General features: G+C 37.6%; 16 protein-coding genes and 1 pseudogene. 6 read left to right on the forward strand and 11 right to left on the reverse strand.

The window, feature by feature from the left end; translation table 11 throughout:
* Nucleotides 1-247 precede the first annotated feature (247 nt).
* Both argS and ACFXN8_RS07955 read right to left on the reverse strand, forming a co-directional pair.
* The gene (gene argS, locus ACFXN8_RS07950; protein ID WP_386844209.1) at nucleotides 248-1,915 is read right to left on the reverse strand and encodes an arginine--tRNA ligase; all 1,668 of its coding nucleotides are present in this window, start codon (nucleotides 1,913-1,915) and stop codon (nucleotides 248-250) included.
* A complete protein-coding gene (locus tag ACFXN8_RS07955; RefSeq protein ID WP_386844162.1) occupies nucleotides 1,915-2,346 on the reverse strand; it encodes a YwiB family protein in 432 nt (143 codons plus the stop codon). The genes argS and ACFXN8_RS07955 overlap by 1 nt, the downstream gene beginning before the upstream one ends.
* A 277-nt stretch (nucleotides 2,347-2,623) precedes the next feature.
* Between ACFXN8_RS07955 and ACFXN8_RS07960 the strand changes: the two genes are divergently transcribed.
* Entirely contained in the window at nucleotides 2,624-2,851 is a 228-nt protein-coding gene (locus ACFXN8_RS07960; RefSeq protein ID WP_386844211.1) for a pyridoxal-phosphate dependent enzyme, read from the forward strand.
* Nucleotides 2,852-2,977: 126 nt separating this feature from the next.
* Here ACFXN8_RS07960 and ACFXN8_RS07965 read toward each other — a convergent pair whose 3' ends face one another.
* A complete protein-coding gene (locus ACFXN8_RS07965) occupies nucleotides 2,978-3,103 on the reverse strand; it encodes a hypothetical protein (RefSeq protein WP_386844215.1) in 126 nt (41 codons plus the stop codon).
* On the opposite strand from ACFXN8_RS07965, the pseudogene ACFXN8_RS07970 reads away from it, so the two are divergent.
* Nucleotides 3,060-3,456: pseudogene (locus tag ACFXN8_RS07970) on the forward strand (pyridoxal-phosphate dependent enzyme). The gene ACFXN8_RS07965 and the pseudogene ACFXN8_RS07970 sit on opposite strands and share 44 nt — an antisense overlap.
* Nucleotides 3,457-3,510: 54 nt before the next feature.
* Here the strand turns inward: ACFXN8_RS07970 and ACFXN8_RS07975 are convergent.
* From ACFXN8_RS07975 to ACFXN8_RS07995, 5 genes are all read right to left on the reverse strand, one after another.
* Nucleotides 3,511-4,269 carry a CPBP family intramembrane glutamic endopeptidase gene (locus ACFXN8_RS07975; RefSeq protein WP_386844164.1) on the reverse strand — a complete coding sequence of 253 codons (759 nt, stop codon included), beginning with the start codon at nucleotides 4,267-4,269 and terminating at the stop codon, nucleotides 3,511-3,513.
* Nucleotides 4,266-4,835: a TetR/AcrR family transcriptional regulator gene (locus ACFXN8_RS07980; protein WP_386844166.1), complete on the reverse strand. Its 570-nt coding sequence runs from the start codon at nucleotides 4,833-4,835 to the stop codon at nucleotides 4,266-4,268. The genes ACFXN8_RS07975 and ACFXN8_RS07980 overlap by 4 nt, the downstream gene beginning before the upstream one ends.
* Before the next feature lie 397 nt (nucleotides 4,836-5,232).
* Nucleotides 5,233-5,991, reverse strand: a complete 759-nt coding sequence (locus ACFXN8_RS07985; protein ID WP_386844168.1) for a CPBP family intramembrane glutamic endopeptidase — start codon at nucleotides 5,989-5,991, stop codon at nucleotides 5,233-5,235.
* Nucleotides 5,992-6,445: 454 nt separating this feature from the next.
* A complete protein-coding gene (locus tag ACFXN8_RS07990) occupies nucleotides 6,446-6,640 on the reverse strand; it encodes a hypothetical protein (RefSeq protein ID WP_386844170.1) in 195 nt (64 codons plus the stop codon).
* 108 nt (nucleotides 6,641-6,748) lie between these two features.
* Nucleotides 6,749-7,123 carry a winged helix-turn-helix transcriptional regulator gene (locus ACFXN8_RS07995; RefSeq protein ID WP_386844172.1) on the reverse strand — a complete coding sequence of 125 codons (375 nt, stop codon included), beginning with the start codon at nucleotides 7,121-7,123 and terminating at the stop codon, nucleotides 6,749-6,751.
* Nucleotides 7,124-7,291: 168 nt separating this feature from the next.
* On the opposite strand from ACFXN8_RS07995, the gene ACFXN8_RS08000 reads away from it, so the two are divergent.
* Nucleotides 7,292-8,008 carry a 3-ketoacyl-ACP reductase gene (locus ACFXN8_RS08000; RefSeq protein WP_376075001.1) on the forward strand — a complete coding sequence of 239 codons (717 nt, stop codon included), beginning with the start codon at nucleotides 7,292-7,294 and terminating at the stop codon, nucleotides 8,006-8,008.
* Nucleotides 8,009-8,142: 134 nt separating this feature from the next.
* Here the strand turns inward: ACFXN8_RS08000 and speB are convergent, their stop codons facing one another.
* Entirely contained in the window at nucleotides 8,143-9,015 is an 873-nt protein-coding gene (gene speB, locus ACFXN8_RS08005; RefSeq protein ID WP_068985252.1) for an agmatinase, read from the reverse strand.
* Between the two features lie 363 nt (nucleotides 9,016-9,378).
* Here speB and ACFXN8_RS08010 point away from each other — a divergent pair, with 363 nt between their 5' ends.
* On the forward strand, nucleotides 9,379-11,433 hold the full coding sequence (locus tag ACFXN8_RS08010; RefSeq protein WP_386844175.1) for a transglycosylase domain-containing protein: 2,055 nt from the start codon (nucleotides 9,379-9,381) through the stop codon (nucleotides 11,431-11,433).
* 347 nt (nucleotides 11,434-11,780) lie between these two features.
* Here the strand turns inward: ACFXN8_RS08010 and ACFXN8_RS08015 are convergent, their stop codons facing one another.
* On the reverse strand, nucleotides 11,781-12,299 hold the full coding sequence (locus tag ACFXN8_RS08015; RefSeq protein WP_386844177.1) for a YwhD family protein: 519 nt from the start codon (nucleotides 12,297-12,299) through the stop codon (nucleotides 11,781-11,783).
* Between the two features lie 146 nt (nucleotides 12,300-12,445).
* Between ACFXN8_RS08015 and ACFXN8_RS08020 the strand changes: the two genes are divergently transcribed.
* Together ACFXN8_RS08020 and ACFXN8_RS08025 are read left to right on the forward strand one after the other, a co-directional pair.
* Entirely contained in the window at nucleotides 12,446-12,631 is a 186-nt protein-coding gene (locus tag ACFXN8_RS08020) for a 2-hydroxymuconate tautomerase (RefSeq protein ID WP_053484500.1), read from the forward strand.
* 199 nt (nucleotides 12,632-12,830) lie between these two features.
* Complete coding sequence (locus ACFXN8_RS08025) at nucleotides 12,831-13,499, forward strand: class A sortase (protein ID WP_386844179.1); 669 nt, start codon at nucleotides 12,831-12,833, stop codon at nucleotides 13,497-13,499.
* A 51-nt stretch (nucleotides 13,500-13,550) separates the two neighbouring features.
* Here the strand turns inward: ACFXN8_RS08025 and ACFXN8_RS08030 are convergent, their stop codons facing one another.
* The gene (locus ACFXN8_RS08030) at nucleotides 13,551-18,776 is read right to left on the reverse strand and encodes a collagen binding domain-containing protein (protein ID WP_386844181.1); all 5,226 of its coding nucleotides are present in this window, start codon (nucleotides 18,774-18,776) and stop codon (nucleotides 13,551-13,553) included.
* Nucleotides 18,777-18,979 lie beyond the last annotated feature (203 nt).

Raw genomic sequence — 18,979 nt, forward strand, 5'->3', positions numbered from 1 at the left:
CGACTGCTCTTTCCGTCGCTCTGGCGGTTCTTCCGTCACTTCGATTGTTCTTTCCGTCGCTCTGGCTGCTCCTTCCGCCGCTTCGGATTCTTTCCGTCGCTTCGGCTGTTCTTTCCGTCGCCCTGGCGGTTCTTTCCGTCACCCCGTCCATTCTATCCTTCGCTTCAACTGCTATATCCGTCAAAGACATATCTACACCAAAAAACCCCCGGCACATTGTTTGTGCCGGGGGCTAGAATGACGATTATTACATTTTTTCTGGTGCTGATACGCCGATTAAGCGTAGTGCGTTGGCGATTGTTGTACGAACAGCAGTGATAAGGGCTAAGCGAGCTTCTGTTAGCTCTTTATTTGAAGCATCTAACACTTTTTCAGCGTTATAGAAGCTATGGAATGCAGCTGCCGTGTCTTGAATATAGTTGGCGATACGGTGTGGTGTACGGTGCTTCGCAGCATCCGCTACCACTTTCGGAAAGTCGCCCACTTTTTTCAGTAAATCAATTTCTTTTTCTGCAGTTAGCAGGCTTAAATGATCTGTTGTTGCAGCAAAGCCTTGCTCATTTGCTGAGCGTAAAATTGAAGAAATACGTGCATGCGCATATTGTGCGTAATACACTGGGTTTTCGTTTGATTGAGATACGGCAAGGTCAAGGTCAAAGTCCATGTGAGAATCACCTGCAGTTTTCACGAAGAAGTAACGAACTGCATCTAAGCCAACTTCTTCTACAAGCTCACGCATTGTAACCGCGTTCCCTGTACGTTTCGACATTTTGAATTTCTCACCATTTTTATAAAGTTGAACCATTTGGATGATTTCTACTTCAAGTGTATCACGGTCGTAACCAAGCGCCTGAATAGCGGCTTTCATACGTGGGATATAGCCGTGGTGATCAGCGCCCCAAATATTAATTAATTTATCGAAGCCACGTACAATTTTATCTTCATGGTAGGCGATATCTGGAGTCAGATATGTGAAAGAGCCATCATTTTTAATTAACACGCGGTCTTTATCGTCGCCAAATGTTGTTGAACGGAACCAAGTAGCACCGTCTTCTTCAAATACATGGCCATTCGCTTTCAGTTTATCTAACGCTACTTCGATTTTGCCGTTTTCGTATAGTGAAGTTTCTGAATACCACACATTAAAGTTTACACGGAAGTTAGCAAGGTCTGTTTTTAGCTTGTCTAATTCTAACGCTAAACCATGTTGACGGAAGAATGCAAAACGATCTTCATCTGTTTTAGATAAAATTGTATCGCCATGCTCGCTAGCTAATTTACCAGCGATTTCAATAATATCTGAACCGTGGTAGCCATCCTCTGGCATCTCAGCTTCCAATCCTAAAGCTTGCTTATAACGCGCTTCAAGTGAGTAAGCTAAGTTGTTAATTTGGTTACCCGCATCGTTAATGTAGTACTCACGAGATACATCGAAACCTGCCATATCTAATACGTTACATAATGAATCCCCTACAGAAGCTCCACGCGCATGACCTAAATGAAGATCACCTGTTGGATTCGCAGATACGAATTCAACTTGAACTTTTTCACCTGCGCCAGCATTAGAACGACCATAGTCAGCACCTTGCTCAAGTACTGCTTTTACTACACCTGATAGGAAATCTTTACGCACAGTAATATTCATGAAGCCTGGGCCTGCAATATCGATTTTTTCAATATCTGTACCTGCTGTGTCAATATTCTCTAAAATAGCTTCTGCAATGGCACGAGGTGGTTTTTTTGCTAACTTCGTTAATTGCATAGCAATGTTTGTTGCATAGTCCCCATTTGCTTTATCCTTCGGTGTTTCTAGGTGAATATTTAACTCTGTGCCAGCTTCGACTAAGCTAGCTTTTTCAACTGCCTGCGCAATTGCCACTTTAATGGCTTGTTGTACTTGTTCTACTGCGTTCATCATTGTACCTCCGTAAATGTAATGTCTAATGTATAATTGCCAACGGATTGCCCATCCATTAGTAAATCGTACTGTACATGGAAATCTCCGCTTACTGCCTGCTTTGTAAACGTCATTTCTTTCGTGTCTATGACGAGTGGCATTGAACCGAATTCACTTTCATAATGACCCATTTGTTGTTCCATTATGTTCAGTGGTAGTCGCATTTTTACTGCTCCATTACGCATAATTAATGCCTGTTCATTGCCTAGCTTCATAGTTGTGCGGATCGTTTTATCTTCCTGCACCTCTTCATATTTCAAATAGATGCTTCCTGCTTTTTCAAGTAGCTGCCCTGTCAGCAACATTTCATAACCTTCAGATTCCCCATCAATCGGTCGAATCGTAGAAATGAGCTTAATGTTCACCTGCGATCTTGCTTCGTTCGCCATTATGGACGCTCCCTTTTAATGTTTTTACTATAACCTTTTTATTATAGGATGAATACTCATAATTTTTCAAGATAGAAGTAAGTATTCTATCTGATGTGGCAGTAATTTGTGCATAATCACTTACCATTTAATGATTGACATAAATCCCCTGTAAATCTACAGCTACGTTACAAAGTTAGAATTTTCAAACACTTCATCAAAATGAGGTGTGCTGTATGTTAACACTTGAACAAATTCATGCTGCTAAACGAAGGATTATATATATGAAACGCCTATTATTCGATTAAATGGGCTCGATCAATTTTTAGGATGTCACGTCTATATAAAAGCCGAGAATATGCAAAAAACAAACTCCTTTAAGCTTCGAGGGGCTCTCAATAAAATGCTTTCCATGCCGTTAGAACAATTACAACAAGGCGTAGTTGTTTCCTCAGGTAATCATGGCAAGGGTGTTGCCTATGCTGCCAAACTATTAAATAGTAAGGCTACCAAATTCAGCACCTAGCGTTAAAGTGGAAGGAATTCGTGCCTTAGGTGCAGATGTTGTCCAGTGTAAGCTGGCAGAAAGACATGTTCTATCAGCAAAACTCAGTCGTGATTATGGCTATTGCAACATACATCCTTATGATGATTACGATATTATGGCAGGATAAGGAACAGCAGGTTTGGAAATAGTAGCACAGCTTCCTGATGTCGATACTATTGTTGTTCCTATTGGCGGTGGTGGATTAATTAGTGGCGTTGCAACTGCTGTCAAATCCATGCCCCCCCATATCAACATAATTGGTGTGGAGCCTGCTGTTGTTTCGCGTTATACAAAAATCTTAGAAGCTGTGAAAGACTTTGGCAGATGCCCTACTAACTTTACAGCCCGGGGAACGAAACTTCCCAATTGTTCAACAGCTTGTCGATGAGGTTGTAAGTGTAGATGAAGTATTGATTCAACGCGGGATGAAAACCTTACTCTCAGAGGGTAAAATTCTCGCAGAACCTTCCTCTTCTATCAGCATTGGCGCTGCCCTGCAAGGAACTTTACCTATTCATAAAAACGAAAAACTGTGCTTTCTTATTTCAGGAGGTAATGTTGGATTAGAAGCTTTAGAAGAATAGACAAAAATGCATCCACTCAAATTTAACGAGTAGATGCTTTTTTGCTTGTAGAGTTTAAACGTAACTCTCAGGGTTTTTTAAATTCATAACAGCCTTTTTAGGAAATAAAGCTCTCCAGAAATAAATCGCAAGACCAATTAACACTATACAATGAAAGACATAAATAGAAACAGCAAGGACATTCGGCTCACTATCAGTCAAGAAAGCTATAAAATCGTGCGTAGCATGCCAGACAATCGGGAAAATAATACTTTTTGTTTTTGCAACAATCTCTGCACAAACTAGCCCAAAGAGGAATGCAAAAGTTATTTGTAGTAATGTCATTAATAAATCAGCACCGGAAAGTATATTTGCAAGATGTCCAATACCAAACAAAATTGAGGAGCCTATAATAGCCACTTTAAGCCCTTTCGCTGATAAATATTTGAAAATTAGGCCTCGGAAAATAAACTCTTCACAAAGACCAACGGCAATAACAAATAGAAGCAAAATAAGTACGTATTGCGCAGAAAAACCATCTTGATCTGTAATACCATTAAAGAATGCAACCAGCTCAAAAATAACGATAACAGCCATCCACGCCTCTGCTTTAAACCTTCTAAATCCGAAATCTTGGAAAGAGAATTTACTTTTTTTCATGATCCAAAGAGTAACTAGTACACCAACTGCAAAGGCAATAAATTGAATCAAAGTTATAGAGCTTAAACTACTTATATTTTTGACAGCTATAATTACACCAGCTATGGTAGGAAAAACAATTGCAAGCAAAGTAAATAATATTGATAAAAGAATAGGTGAATTTTTCATTTTCATTTATTTTCTCCATTCAATAATTTTTGTTTAACGCCTTCAAATACGTCTTTTAAAATATCTTCAATTTCCGAGCTATCTAAATCGCAAGTATTCGTCGCACACATTGTTGCAATACCATGTGCAGTTAACCATGTATCGATAAATAGGGATCTAGCGGAGGTTTGAGTTAATCCTGTTAATTTTGAAATTATTGCTATAATCCCTTGGTTTTCTACGTCATTTAATAAATCCGAAAAGCTGGAGATTTTATATTTATTGGATAGAAATAATAGCTCAAATAGCTTTTTTTCTTCGCGAGCAAAGTTAATATAAGCCAAACCCATCCCTAAAAAAGAACTTTCTTGCAAGCCTTGAAACATTCTTTCGTTGTATAGATTGCCAGCCCTTTCATATATTGCATACTTCAAATCATCCATATTCGAGAATAATCGAAATATAGGCTTTGTCGAACAGCCTAACTCTTTTGCTAAATCTCTTGCATTCACACTATCAATGCCACTCTTCCTAGTCATTTCAAAAGCACAATCCATTAAAATTCCCTCTGTAAATCGCTCTTTTGGTGCCAAAAATTTTTACCTCCTCTCAATAGGTAACATCTGTTACCTATAATGTAACAGTAATTTCCTTTCTATGTCAATGAGGTATTCAAAAAAATCCCAAAAAATTTAAAAAAGCTCACTTTGTAAATGAGCCACCTTTTTCAATAGCTATTGTGATAAACAAAGGTATCCTTGGAATGATTATGTTAGTCAAGTTTTAATAGCAAGCGGGGCTAAAAGTGAGCTCATTACGCTTCCTCACTTTTAGCCCCACATTAATCAATTATTCCACGGCATAATTGCGTCCGGAGGTTTTAACTTCTGTCAGCGGGTGTTTGGATACTAGCTGAAGAAGTTAAATAAATTGTTTTATCTAGCCCAGTACCAGTTCTCTTAGCGGATTCCATTAAACGTAACCCTCAGGCTACCCATTGTTTATGATTATCGCTCCCGCCTTATCTTTCTTAGTAAATAAAGCTCTCCAGAAATAAATTGCTAGACCTATTAACAATATACACTGAAAGACATAAATAGAAACGGCAAAGACATTAGGCTCACTTTTATCAGTCATGAAAGCAATAAAATCGTGCGTAGCATGCCAGACAATCGGTAAAATAATACTTTTTGTCTTTGCTACAATTTCTGCACAAACTAGCCCAAAGAGGAATGCAAAAATAACTTGTAGTAATGTCATTAAAAAGTCCTGACCGGAAGCTAAATTTGCAAGATGTCCAATACCAAACAAAATTGAGGAACCTATAATAGCCACTTTAAGCCCTTTTACCGATAAATATTTGAAAATTAGACCTCGGAAAATAAGCTCTTCACAAAAACCAACTGCAATAACAAATAGAAGTAATATAAATACATACTGCGTTGAAAAACCATCATTATCTGTAATACCATTTAAGAATGGAACCAGCTCAATAACAACGATAACAGCCATCCACGCCTCTGCTTTAAACTTTCTGAATCCGAAACCTTGGAAAGAGAATTTACTTTTTTTCATGATCCAAAGAATAACTAGAACACCAGCTGTAGTGGAGATAAATTGAATCAAAAATATTGAGCTTATGCTACTTATATTTTTGATTGTTATAATTGCCCCAGCTATAGCAGGAAAAACAAGTGCAAGCACAGTAAATAATATTGATAAAAGAATAGGTGAATTTTTCATTTTCATTTATTTTCTCCATTCAATAATTTTTGGTTAACACCTTCAAAAACGTCTTTTTAAATACTTTCAATTTCCAAGCTTAAGCTTTGTCGAACAACCTAACTCTTTTGCTATATCCCTTGCATCACACTATCAACGCCATTCTTCCTAACCATTTCAAAAGCACAATCCAAAAAAATTTGCCTCCATTCAATAGGTAACATCCGTTACCCATAATGCAAAAATTTTTTCCTGGCTATGTCAATAAGATATGTGAATCTAATCAAAAAGTTTCCAAAAAAAATAAAAAAGCTCACTTTGTAAATGAGCTTTTTTCCTAAGAAAGCTTGTTATCTCGCCTTATCTATTTAACCTGTAATGATTATGTTAGCCAAATACAAGTGGGGCTAACAGTGAGCTCATTACGCCTCCCCACTTTTAGCCCCATATTATAAAATAAATTATATTACTTAAATTTCCCTCATTCCAAATTTAACAAATTCGAAATAATTTCTGCACTCCCTGGTGAAAACATAAATATTGAGAGTGAAATACATAATACTCCTACAAATACAATGCCAATCTTCTTCATTAACAAAGATTGCTTTTTCGTAAATAGTCCTTTAAATATCAAAAACAGCCCTACAAATAAGATTAAGAAATACCAAACTCCCATTAGTTCACCCCTTTTACAAAAAAGACGTTACAGATTACGGAAAGTTCAACTGTCTTAAGGGCATTAAAGTTAAAAACAGCAACGACTATTTAAATCATCCTAAATGACCTAGTTATGGCTTTCTTGTTTAATTTGATTGATTCTATTTTTTCCCCATTCGTACATCATCTCAACGATTGGTAGTAACGTCATTCCTAGTTCAGTCATTGAATATTCGACTTTCGGAGGAACTTCTGGAAACACTTCTCGATGAACAATCCCATCTTCCATCAGTTCACGTAATTGGTTTGATAATATCTTATGAGATATTTTCGGAAAAAGTCTTTGAAGCTCACTGAAGCGATGTGGTCCTTCGACGCCTAAATGCCACAGAATAACAACCTTCCATTTACCGCTAATGATCGATAATGTAAGTTCTTTTTCACAATGATAATCATTATTTACTATTCTCTCTTTTATCTCTTCTCTTAATTTATCTGACATAGAGTTAACTGACTCCTTTTCTTGTAAGTAACTTTTAGTAACCTCCGCACAAAAAAGTGCACTCTTCACAATATAGAAAACCGTAGTAAAATGAGGTTAGTCTTAAAGACAAATCTTAATCTATTTTTTCGTCTAAATAAAACGATCTCATCTAAAGGAGAGAAAAACATGCAAACAATCGCAGGAAAAGTGGCGTTAATTACAGGAGCAGGACGTGGAATTGGACGTGCAACAGCAGTAGCTTTTGCGCAAGAAGGTATTCACGTAGGTCTTGTTGGACGTACGCTTGAAAATTTACAACAAGTAGCAGAGGAACTTAAACAGTATGATGTGAAGGTAGCCATCGCTGTGGCAAATGTAGCGGATTTAGACTCTATTACTACAGCTGTTGAATCTATTCGTGGTGAGCTTGGTGCCATCGATATTTTAGTAAACAATGCCGGTATTTCAAAATTCGGTAGCTTCATGGACTTAACACCTGAAGAGTGGACAAATATTATCGATGTCAACGTAAAAGGGGTGTACTACACAACACGCGCTGTATTACCAGAGATGATCGAGCGCAACACAGGCGATATCATTAATATCTCCTCAACAGCTGGTCAAAAAGGGGCACCAATTACAAGTGCATACTCGGCTTCAAAAGCTGCCGTTATCGGACTAAGTGAGTCATTAATGCTTGAAGTACGTAAGAAAAATATTCGCGTTACAACATTAACGCCAAGTACAGTTGCTACAGATATGGCTGTTGAGCTTAACTTAACAGACGGCAATCCAGAAAAAGTGATGCAAGCAGAAGATTTAGCAGATTTAATGGTTGCACAGCTAAAACTTCATCCACGTGTTGTCTTAAAACATGCTGGACTTTGGTCGACGAACCCTTAATAGAACTATTCGAAATATCAAGGCGCTATCCGATGTATGTTGGATGGCGCCTTTCTTTTTTAGACTAACTGTATTCAGAATATAAAAGAAAAATGGGGCTAGCTTAAAGCTAAACCCCACTCCAATTTCATTTCTTATTTTACCCAGCCCAAAATCATTTCTCTCAGCAACTTACTCGCTGTATTCGCTGTCATTTCTGATGTGTCGTAGATCGGTGCTACTTCAACTAGGTCAAAGCCCACTACATTGACGTTACTTGCTGCAATTGCATGGATTGACGCTAGTAATTCTTTTGATGTAATGCCTCCGCAATCTACTGTTCCTGTACCTGGTGCATGTGCTGGATCAAGTACATCTATATCAATCGTAACGTAAACATTACGTCCCGCTAAAGTCGGTAATACCTCTTTTAATGGCTCTAGCACTTCAAATTTCGAAATGTGCATGCCATTTTCCTTTGCCCATTCGAATTCTTCCTTCATCCCTGAACGAATACCAAATGAATAGACATTTTTTGGTCCGATATGTTCAGCAATTTTGCGAATAGGCGTTGAGTGTGAAAGTGGCTCCCCTTCATATTCTACACGTAAGTCTGTATGTGCATCGAAGTGGATAATTGCTAGGTCATCATATTTTGCTGATACAGCTTTCATTACAGGCCACGATACTAAATGTTCGCCACCCATACCTACAGGAATTTTACCATCTGCTAAAAGCGTCTCAATATATTTTTCAATTTCATCTAACGAGCGCTGTGCGTTGCCGAATGGTAGCGGTATATCCCCCGCATCAAAATACTTCACTTCTTCTAACTCACGGTCCAAATATGGGCTATATTCTTCTAGACCAATGGATACTTCACGAATACGCTGCGGGCCAAAACGTGAGCCCGGACGGTAACTAACTGTCCAGTCCATTGGCATACCATAAATGACCGCCTGAGCATCCTCATATGTAGGATGACTTTTTATAAAAACATTTCCGGAATAAGCTTCATCAAATCTCATTACTCGACCTCCACTTTTAGAAATTACTAAATTCATTATCATCACTGACCCTTTCCTCGGGCGTTCAAATGTCATGCCAAAACCTTCAGTGATGGACCTTTTACCATTACTCTATTAAGGGCTTACAGGAATGTAATGAAACCTCTATCCTTGTATCCTCGTATACATTATTGGAACGTCTAGCACAATTCGATTAAAATCTACAATGTACTATTCTTTTGTCGAAAGCTAGCATTTCAAACAGTACAAAAAAAGTATAGATGTTTTTGAATAAAGTGCAATAGTTTTTACCAATAATTTCGATTAAATAAGAATGTTCAGACACATACTATACGCAAGTGTGAGAAAACGAGGTGAAGTCGGATGAAGAGAAAAAGCTATCAACGTAAACAAAAACGTTCAAAGCGTACACGGAAAACATTTATCTTTTTTGTTGCCTTTACATCCGCAATTGTTGTAGCATTTATAGCTTTACGCGTCTATGTTCAAGTGGCTGGTGCCCCGCCTTTAACCGTACCTAAAGCCTCTATTTTCTTAGATGAAAATGAGAACCAAATTGGGGATCACTTTACGAATGAACGACGTTATTGGGTTAGTCTTGATGAGATGTCCCCTTATTTGAAGCAAGCAGTAGTAGCTGTTGAGGATAAAGATTTTTATAAGCATGGCGGTCTGGATTTTTCTCGTATCGCTGGTGCATTATTAGTGGATCTTAAGGCTGGAGGTAAGGTTCAAGGAGCAAGTACAATTACACAACAATATGCTCGAAATCTATATCTTTCACATGAGAAATCATGGACACGAAAATTAAATGAAGCACTGTATGCTTATAGATTAGAAGTTTTTTATGATAAGGATGAAATACTGGAAGGTTACTTAAATACAGTTTACTACGGCCATGGTATGTACGGCGTAGAAGCAGCAAGTCGATTTTATTTTGGAAAATCTGCAAAAGATTTAACACTTGCGGAAGCAACAATGTTAACTGGGGTTCCAAAAGGGCCAAGTATTTACTCCCCTATTGTCAATTTAGATAAGGCAACTAATCGCCAACACGTTATTTTAAAACTGATGACCGATCAAGGTGCTATTACGCAAGATGAAAAAACACGTGCAGAAAGTGAAAAGCTTGTCTTAAAGAGTGATAGCTGGGTAGCCACAAAATCTGTTGCACCATTTTTCCTTGACGTAGCATGGCAAGAGGCTAGTGAAATTTTGAAATCAAAAAATCTCGACATTAGTGAAGGTGGCTGGACTATCCAGACAACTCTTAATCTAGAACACCAAAAGGCAGCTGAAGAAGCTGTAGCCAAACATATGCCTGCTGATGACCTTCAAACTGCTTTTGTTAGTATGAAATCCAAAACAGGTTCCGTTACAGCATTAGTTGGAGGTCGTGACTATGCTGCAAGTTCATTTAACAGAGTTACACAGGCAAAACGTCAGCCAGGCTCAACAATTAAACCTATTTTATATGCGGCAGCTTTAGAGAATGGTTATACACCATTAACATATTTAAATGTAGGTGAGACAACTTTCACTTATGATCATGGACGGGCCACATATTCACCAAAAAATGTTAACGGGAAATTTGCAAACCATGATATGTCAATGGCACAAGCTATCGCTATCTCCGATAATATTTACGCTGTTAAAACTCTAGAGGAGATTGGATTTAAACCATTTCACGAAATGGCTGATCGCTTCAACGTGACTATCGGTGCCAAGGACAATTTATCCATGGCGCTTGGAACGACCGAAACATCATTATATGAAATGACGAATGCTTATAATATATTAGCATCGCAAGGTAAAAAAACTACTCCTACTACTATTGTTACTATTAAAAATGCTAACGGCGATGTTATCTACGAAAATAAAGAAGTTAGTAAAGAAGATGAAACAGTTCTCTCAAAGGAAAATACGTTTATCTTAACAGAAATGATGACGGGTATTTTCGATCCAGTCTTTAGCGATTATTCTCCCGCTACAGGGATTAGCATTCGCTCTCGTATGACGCATACGTATGCAGCAAAATCTGGCTCTACAAATAGCGATCAGTGGCTGATTGGATTTACACCTAGCTTAACCGCTGGGGTATGGAACGGCTATGATCAAGGAAAAAATCTAACAGCAAAAGAAGATACTGCCTCTACAAAGCAAATTTGGATCGACTTTATGGAGACTGTCAATAAAGGAACAAAGAATGAGGATTTCAAAAAACCGAAAGACGTTAAAGGTGTGGTCATCGATATTGAATCCGGTAAATTAGCGACAGATGCCTGCCCTCAGCAACGTCTCGTCTATATGGATGCGAAAGATGTACCAACTGAAAAATGTTCAAACTTTGATATTCTCGATACCAATACGTGGGGAAATTTCTGGAATATGCTTCCGTTCTCCATTTTTAAAAATTAACAAATCATGCGGAACCTTTATAAGCGTTAAGCGTTTTATAAGCGAAGGCTCTCGACAAAGTAACAGATATATACGAAAAAGAAAAGCTTTCTCTTCCCCGGAGCCGTGTCCGTGGGAACAGAAAGCTTTTCTTATTTATGGTTCGCGAAGTAGATGAGCATCATGGGGCATTTGGCTTGGGTTTGGGTTATTCAAATGCCGCATAGCGCTCATCACATTCGCAGAACCAAGTGTCCTAGCTTACTAAAATGTAAGCTCTTTATCAAGTTTACTTTGTTTCAAACCCACTTTCAACCTTATATCGAAAGCGATAGCAAAATGTCACAGATTGTTCAATCATTGTAGGTCTATGAAACAAATAAATCTTGACGCAATTGCTCCTCACTATGTGCCCACAAGTCCGGATTGAGCTCTTCTAGGAAAGAAGCTAACACTTTTTTAGACGGCGCATCCATATGTTCTACAATAATATGACGCTTCATAGATTTATCCATTTTATTCACATGATCGGCTAAAATTTTATAGCCACGACGTTTTTCTCGATTAACTACCATTTCACACGCAGTTACACCTGCATAGTAAGGTCCATCGGCTTTATGGTCGATCGTCACCCACACTAGCCAATACGCCTTCCCACCTTCTGAATCAGCGCGATCAGTCGTAAATTTAATACCTCGTTCCAGATCACTGCGAGCATGCATAGCACCGATTTCAACTGAAGCTGTCCCCTCTTCTATATCGATAATGACTGGCGATACGTTTTCAAGTGAAAGCGAACCGATACCAAATCCCTTATGTCCGTCTGTTGGATCATTTTTAATAATAGTAAAGCCCATTTTTTGTTTTGATTTTTCTTCATTTGCCATACTTTAACTACCTCCATTCTGCTATTATAAAAGTAAAGCATAGTTATGCGCATGAGCACCGTCATGAACGCGACATTGCGCAAAAAGAAGTATATACTTTCTTATAAACTAACTATACAACATTATTCAATAAAGGAGGCAATATTATGCCATACGTAACAGTGAAAATGCTTGAAGGTCGTACAGAAGAACAAAAACGTGCACTCGTAAAAGAAGTAACAGAAGCCGTTTCTCGTACAGTGAATGCGCCACCAGAAAATGTAACAGTCTTCATCGAAGAAATGTCTAAAAACCATTACGGTGTTGCAGGCGTACGCTTCAGCGATAAATAAAGGTCAGAACGGGTAGAGCCCATAAAGCTCTACCCATTTTTAACGTATGTAGCCTTCTAGTGCTTTGCAACGTTTAGAAGGCTGTCATTGCCTTGTTACGGCGTTTTTTCGGTTCTAGCTACGGAATAGCCCGCTACCGGCGGAACTAATCTGTTGTACCGGCAACTCGTAATTTCAATACTAGGATGTGATCTATGAAATGAATAAATTTAAACTGCCACTACTCATTTGTATGCTCATCGTTGGCCTCTTACTTATTTTTATTAACCCCATTCAACATGCAATTATCGCCCATTTGAGTAAACAATTAAATACAGCTGATTACAGTGCCGAGGAGATTGCAAAAAACAAAGATGCAGATGCCGATTTTGAATTTGAAGCCGTGCAATCCCTTTCCATTGCGGAAGTTTTAAAAGCTCAGACAACTGCCAGTAAAATGCCTGTCATCGGTAGTATCGCAATCCCTAGTGTGTATATGAAACTTCCTATCGTCAAAGGAGTTGGTAACGCCTCTCTTGCTGTTGGAGCAGGCACGATGAAGCCTAATCAAAAACTTGGACAAGGAAACTACGCATTAGCAGGTCATTATTTTGAGGAAAAAGATATTTTATTTGGCCCCTTATACAAAGCTAGCATAGGAGATACGATTTATTTAACGGATTTAACGAATATTTATGAGTACAAGATAACACTCAAAGAGATCATCGCTGCAACGGATGTTTATGTTATTGATGATATCCCTGATAAAACTCTTTTAACCCTCGTTACATGCGCTGAGGAGGGTACGAAACGACTTGCCGTTCAAGCAGAATTTGTCGAGCAATATCCATTCGATAAAGCACCTGCAAAACTATCAGAAACCTTCTAACATAAGAAAAACCCCAAGATTTTTACGATCTTGGGGTTTTCTTATTGAAAATTATTTCGCTTCTGTATTGCGACGACGCAATAAGAATACTGCACCTAGAACGAGCGCTACACCAATTAGTGTAAGAGCTGTTTGGTTTGCTCCATTTGTTTGCGGCAGTTTGCCTTGCGCGTTTAACTGCGCTTCCATTTCTTTGGCATCTGCTTTGATTTTGTCAATATCAAGGTATTGTGCTACTTCTGCCTGTTCCTCTTTAGATAGATTGTCGTATTTATTGAGGAAATCCTTATATGCATCTAAAGTGTCTTTATCTACTGTAGAAGGATTATATGGCTTTAACTCTTTCCCTTGGTCAATGATTTCTTGAACAGATGGTTTTCCAGGGTTTGCTGGATCTTTTGGATCTGTTTGGTTACCTGAATCACCTGGATTTGTTGGATGAACTGGCTTCTCTGGCTCTGGTGCTGGTTTTTCTGGATCAACCGGCTTCTCTGATTCTGGAGTCGGTTTTTCTGGTTTTTCTGGTTTTTCTGGTTTTTCTGGTTTACCTGGATCAACTGGTTTTTCCGGGTCTGGATCTGGGTCAACCGGTTTCTCTGGGTCAACTGGTTTTCCTGGATCAACTGGTTTTTCTGGATCTGGATCTGGGTTAGGCGTCCAACCACCGCCGCCTCCACCGCCACCTGTTGATGTAGGTTGTACTTTTGCAGAGCATGTATCTGTTACTGTAAATGAGCCAATTAAACTATTTCCCTCATATACATTGTACGTACCTTGTTTAATAGCTTTTTCTGGTAATATAACCGTTCCTACCATACTAGTTGTGAGAACTTCAATGTCGTCTGCACCTTTAACGATATTACCTTTAGCATCTTTTATTGTTATCTTTGCATTCGCATTAGGCGTTCCAAGTATAGTTAGCACTGTTAATGTAAATGCGAGACAAGCAGGTGCTGCTGATACTTCTGCTTCACACTTAACTGAATATTTAACCTCTATATGACCAATGAATAGATCACCTTCATAAACAGAATAGTCACCTGAAGGAATTACTTTAGTCTCAATAGTAATTTGACCTAATTCATTTGTCGTTTTGTCTGTAGCAATAATTGCTCCTGTTATATCTTTGATTGTGATATTGCTAACATTAGGGCGTGGATTTCCATTTTCATCCTTCACCGTTAATGTGAATAGGTCACATTTTGGTGCTGGTTGAACTGATTTTTCACATTCGATATTGGTTTGGAAGGTACCAATTTCTTTGCCATCTACTTCAACTGTGTAAGTACCTGGTTCTAAATCAGTTAATTCAATAACGCCTGTCGTAGTTGTTGTATTAATAATTTCTTTTTCGTCAGCATCTTTGACAACGATTGTTGTAGTGCCATCAGTAATTTTATTACCATCCACATCTTTTACAGTTAATTTAAACTCTTCGCATTTTGGTAATTGTTTGACGATAAATTCATGTCCACAGTCTTCTGTATACGTTAAATTTACTGTTCCTAAGAATTGTTTACCTTCGTACACCAGATACTCACCTGGCTTCACGCCATTAGTAGGATTATTTTTGTTTGATTCAAAAATAAACTTACCTGATGTGTCAGTTGATGCCTTTACTTCTGTAGTATCTGATTTTAATGTTAACTCTTTAATATTTGTACGGATATTTCCGTCTGTATCTTCAACCATGATTGTGAAGTTTTCGCATTTAGGGGCTGGTTGAATTACATTTTCATTTTCATCTGCACATTCACCATCGTATTTCACTGTAACGCTACCTAGCTCATTCCCTTTTGAATCATAAACATCGTATTGACCAGCTTTAACTTTTTCTGGAGTAAAAGTAACTTTACCGTTTTCAACGGGATGATTTTCTGATAAACCCGTCACTTTACTTACTAATGTTACTGTTCCATCCACTAATTCACCGTCAATATCGTATATTGTTAATTCAAACAGTGAACATTTCAATGGACTTTCTGGTATGTTGGCGATTTCAACAATTTGTTTACCCTCAAATGGACCTGATGTTGCTTTTTCATCTCGATCTAATGTAAAGTTTACATCCGGATTTTCAAAACCAGGAACTTTTGTTTCTTTTAATGTATATTCACCTTCAGCTAATTTTAATCCGAAGTCTAATACACCGTTATCCTTTGTTTTAGCGCTAACTAATGGTTTATCACCTGTGTATTGGCTGTATAAAGTAAATTCAACATCTTTCATTACTTCGCCTGTTGCAGCATTCGTTTTTACAATGACAAATGGTACTTTAACTGTTGATGCTTGGTTACCATACTTAAAATCAGCAATTGACCAGCTATCGTTTCCACTTGTTTGATTGCCACCTTGATAGCTTACTTCTACTTCATTTTTAGCATCAGAGCCTGATTCACCTGTAAATACTGTGTCGTATTCTACATAGTATGCTTCAGTTACATTACCTAAATTAAGAGTGAACGTACCATTTTTCATATCTACATTTAATGTATACGCACTTGGATCTAAAAGTGTCTTCTTTTCAGCTGGATTACTTGGAGTTGTTCCAGACAATGCAACTTCATATACTTTAAATGTATCTTCTAAAATTATTTGTTCTGGGTTACCTTCAGCATCTTTACCTACTGTGTCGGTAATGACTACATTGTCTAATTCGGATTGTGCGTAGTTAAATTTAAAATTCCAGTTAGCTACTGCCGAACCTTTTTCTGCTTGAATACCGTTTTTGTTTAAAATTTTGTCTGTATGGCTTACATTAACTGTTTTTGACCACGATGCATTATCACCCTCATCGCTTGTTAATGTAGCTGTATTTGTAATACTTACTGGGTTACCATGAGGGAAAATGCCATCTTCATCTACTGATTCATACGTCACTTTATAAGGACTATCAATATCCCCTAATTCAAGCTTAATTTCGTTCTCTTTACCTGAAGTGTTTGCAATAGTTATTGTATCTGTTCCTTTAAAAACACCACTTGCATCTAGTTCACCTTTTTGCACTACAATATTTTGAACTATTTGTGTATCTGGTAATTTATCCTCAAATACTGCATTTTCTAAAGAATTGTAGTTAAAGTTAAATTCAACATCCCAGTAAAAGGTTTTTGTTTCGTAATTATAATGACCTTCTTTTTTACCATTTGTTTTTTGTTCAGTTCGAACCTCTTGTTCAGCTGAAGCAGATGAAGAATTTGATAAATTATCATTTGTCATTGTTACTGTATTATGATATTCAATTGTATTTGTTCCAGCATGTCGAATTTCGTATTCTGTATCATACGTAATTTCGATAGGTTCATTTATTGATTTGTTTAAAGTAATTGTAAATCCAGTTTTATTGTTATTACTTAACTCGTAATCTTTATCTTTAACTAATTTAGTATTACCTACTTTTACTTCTAAAGTATTATCTATTAAAGTTAGATTTTTATCTGTAAAAGTATCAACAAACTTCGTACCAGTAGCTAAATCATAGCCTGCTTGGTTCGCCACAATCTTCCATGACATCGTTTTGTTTTGATAGTCAATACCATTTGCATATTTGTTTAGTAATAAATATTCTTTATAATAAGAAGAAGTATCTTCTACCGTTTTTGACATATCTGGGCGTGATACTTCATTTTTTACCGTAAAGCTATCTGTTGGATACACACCATCTTTTGGCTTTGTTGCATATTTGATAATATATGGTTTTGTTACAGGAGCATTAAATATTAATTTAAAGCTATGTCCATCTTCCTTCTTAACTTCGTAAGAAATAGCGGCAGGAGTCTTACCATTTTCCTCAAATACTTCTACCGGTCCAACTAATTCTTGAGTATTGCTCCAGATGTCCGTTAGTACTGCGTCTTCCTGTGAAATATTACGGTTATTGAAGTTGTAATTAATTGTCCAATATGTTGCTAAATCAGTAGCAGTAGGACCTGTATGCGTTTTTGCTAACGGGTCACCGAAGTTCACTTTTACTGGTACAGTAGTGGATTCCCCATTATAAGTTGCCTCATTTTCAAAAAATTCAAATTTAACGTTACCTGGGTCACCAACTTCTGTTTGATACGTAATGTGGTAAGCAGTATGCTTTTCATTCGGCAATGCAATTGTCATTTTGTTTTTATCGAAGGTTGGAGTCACAATGACAGGGTCTTTAGAGACTTTTATTTCGCCATTAGGTAATACATTTAACTTTGTAATTTTTACAGAATCTTGCTTAAATGTATGTCCTTCTTTTAGTGTATCAACAAAATTTGTAGTACCAGACTCTTTATTAACGCCTAAATCTTTATTAACTTCAACTGTCCAGTCAATAAACTTACTATTTTTCCCAAAATTATCTGCTACACCTGATTTGGTAACAGGTTTACCGCTATTCGTTTTAGGTTGGAAATTCAACTTGATGTTTTCAGTGCCGGGTAAACTAATTGTTTCTTCCCATTCCGTATTACCGCTTGCAAAGTTTGCTTGTACGCTAAAGTACGCACCTGGCTCAAGGGCTACACCTGTTCCTACATCATCTCGTAAAGCTTCGTTGAATGTAATTACAATGTCATTTCCACTTTTTGAAATAGTACCTACCTCACCATAAGTTGTTCCATTCGGGAATGTGATATTTTCAAAAATAGCTGGTAAAGTGTACGTTAATGTTGTGCCCGGACCATAGTTATGTCCCGCTGCTAGTTCTAAATGAAATTTAAACTCTGCAGATTGTCCATTAGTAACGTTAATACTTTCATTTGAACTCACCTTTGTTTCATTCACAGTAAACTCAACATTTTTAATTACATCAACAGACATAGTTGGATCATACGATGGTGGTGTAGTTTCTTCATCCATATCTCCATTTGGATTTTCTCCTTCACCACTAACATCATCATTTCCAGGTTCATTTTGTGTTTCAGGTGGTGCGACTACATCAGTGGAATCAGTAATAGGACCATCACCTTTTTCAGGTCCATTTGAGATTTCAGGTAGTTCACCTACTTCCGCGGTACCAGTAATAGGACCATCACCTTTTACAGGTTCATTTGAGGTTTCAAGTAGTTCACCTACTTCCGTGGTACCAGTAATAGGACCATCACCTTTTACAGGTTCATTTGAGGTTTCACTTGGTTCACCTACATCCATGTTAACACTACTATCCGCTTCTCCAGATTCAACTGAATGTGCTAAAGATTGTTCTCCCCCTACAGCAAACACCGAAATCGGTGATAGGACTGTTTGGAATACGAGTAGCATTAAGATTATTGCTATGTTTAGTTTTTTAAATTTTTGCATATTTCTCTCCTTTTCTAAGTTCAGAGAGCTACCTGTTAGCGTTTGCTGACGACGTTGCATCCTTTCATCATGTCAAAAAGTATGCGACAAACAATAGGTTGGTCCCTCTTTCCTTCTATTCAATGGTCGTCTATATGAATACACTCAAATAAGTACTCTCGAATAGGCACTCACGATTACTTATGTATGTGCGATGTACAATT

It is taken from the genome of Lysinibacillus sp. NPDC059133 (assembly GCF_042755925.1).
In the GTDB taxonomy this organism is placed as follows: domain Bacteria; phylum Bacillota; class Bacilli; order Bacillales_A; family Planococcaceae; genus Lysinibacillus.

What these genes read in the sequence shown, in the direction of transcription:
- argS (WP_386844209.1), bottom strand. Translation starts at nt 1,915, where the DNA reads ATGAACGCAGTAGAACAAGTACAACAAGCCATTAAAGTGGCAATTGCG.
- ACFXN8_RS07955 (WP_386844162.1), bottom strand. Translation starts at nt 2,346, where the DNA reads ATGGCGAACGAAGCAAGATCGCAGGTGAACATTAAGCTCATTTCTACG.
- ACFXN8_RS07975 (WP_386844164.1), bottom strand. Translation starts at nt 4,269, where the DNA reads ATGAAAATGAAAAATTCACCTATTCTTTTATCAATATTATTTACTTTG.
- ACFXN8_RS07985 (WP_386844168.1), bottom strand. Translation starts at nt 5,991, where the DNA reads ATGAAAATGAAAAATTCACCTATTCTTTTATCAATATTATTTACTGTG.
- ACFXN8_RS07990 (WP_386844170.1), bottom strand. Translation starts at nt 6,640, where the DNA reads ATGGGAGTTTGGTATTTCTTAATCTTATTTGTAGGGCTGTTTTTGATA.
- ACFXN8_RS07995 (WP_386844172.1), bottom strand. Translation starts at nt 7,123, where the DNA reads ATGTCAGATAAATTAAGAGAAGAGATAAAAGAGAGAATAGTAAATAAT.
- ACFXN8_RS08000 (WP_376075001.1), top strand. Translation starts at nt 7,292, where the DNA reads ATGCAAACAATCGCAGGAAAAGTGGCGTTAATTACAGGAGCAGGACGT.
- speB (WP_068985252.1), bottom strand. Translation starts at nt 9,015, where the DNA reads ATGAGATTTGATGAAGCTTATTCCGGAAATGTTTTTATAAAAAGTCAT.
- ACFXN8_RS08010 (WP_386844175.1), top strand. Translation starts at nt 9,379, where the DNA reads ATGAAGAGAAAAAGCTATCAACGTAAACAAAAACGTTCAAAGCGTACA.
- ACFXN8_RS08015 (WP_386844177.1), bottom strand. Translation starts at nt 12,299, where the DNA reads ATGGCAAATGAAGAAAAATCAAAACAAAAAATGGGCTTTACTATTATT.
- ACFXN8_RS08020 (WP_053484500.1), top strand. Translation starts at nt 12,446, where the DNA reads ATGCCATACGTAACAGTGAAAATGCTTGAAGGTCGTACAGAAGAACAA.
- ACFXN8_RS08025 (WP_386844179.1), top strand. Translation starts at nt 12,831, where the DNA reads ATGAATAAATTTAAACTGCCACTACTCATTTGTATGCTCATCGTTGGC.
- ACFXN8_RS08030 (WP_386844181.1), bottom strand. Translation starts at nt 18,776, where the DNA reads ATGCAAAAATTTAAAAAACTAAACATAGCAATAATCTTAATGCTACTC.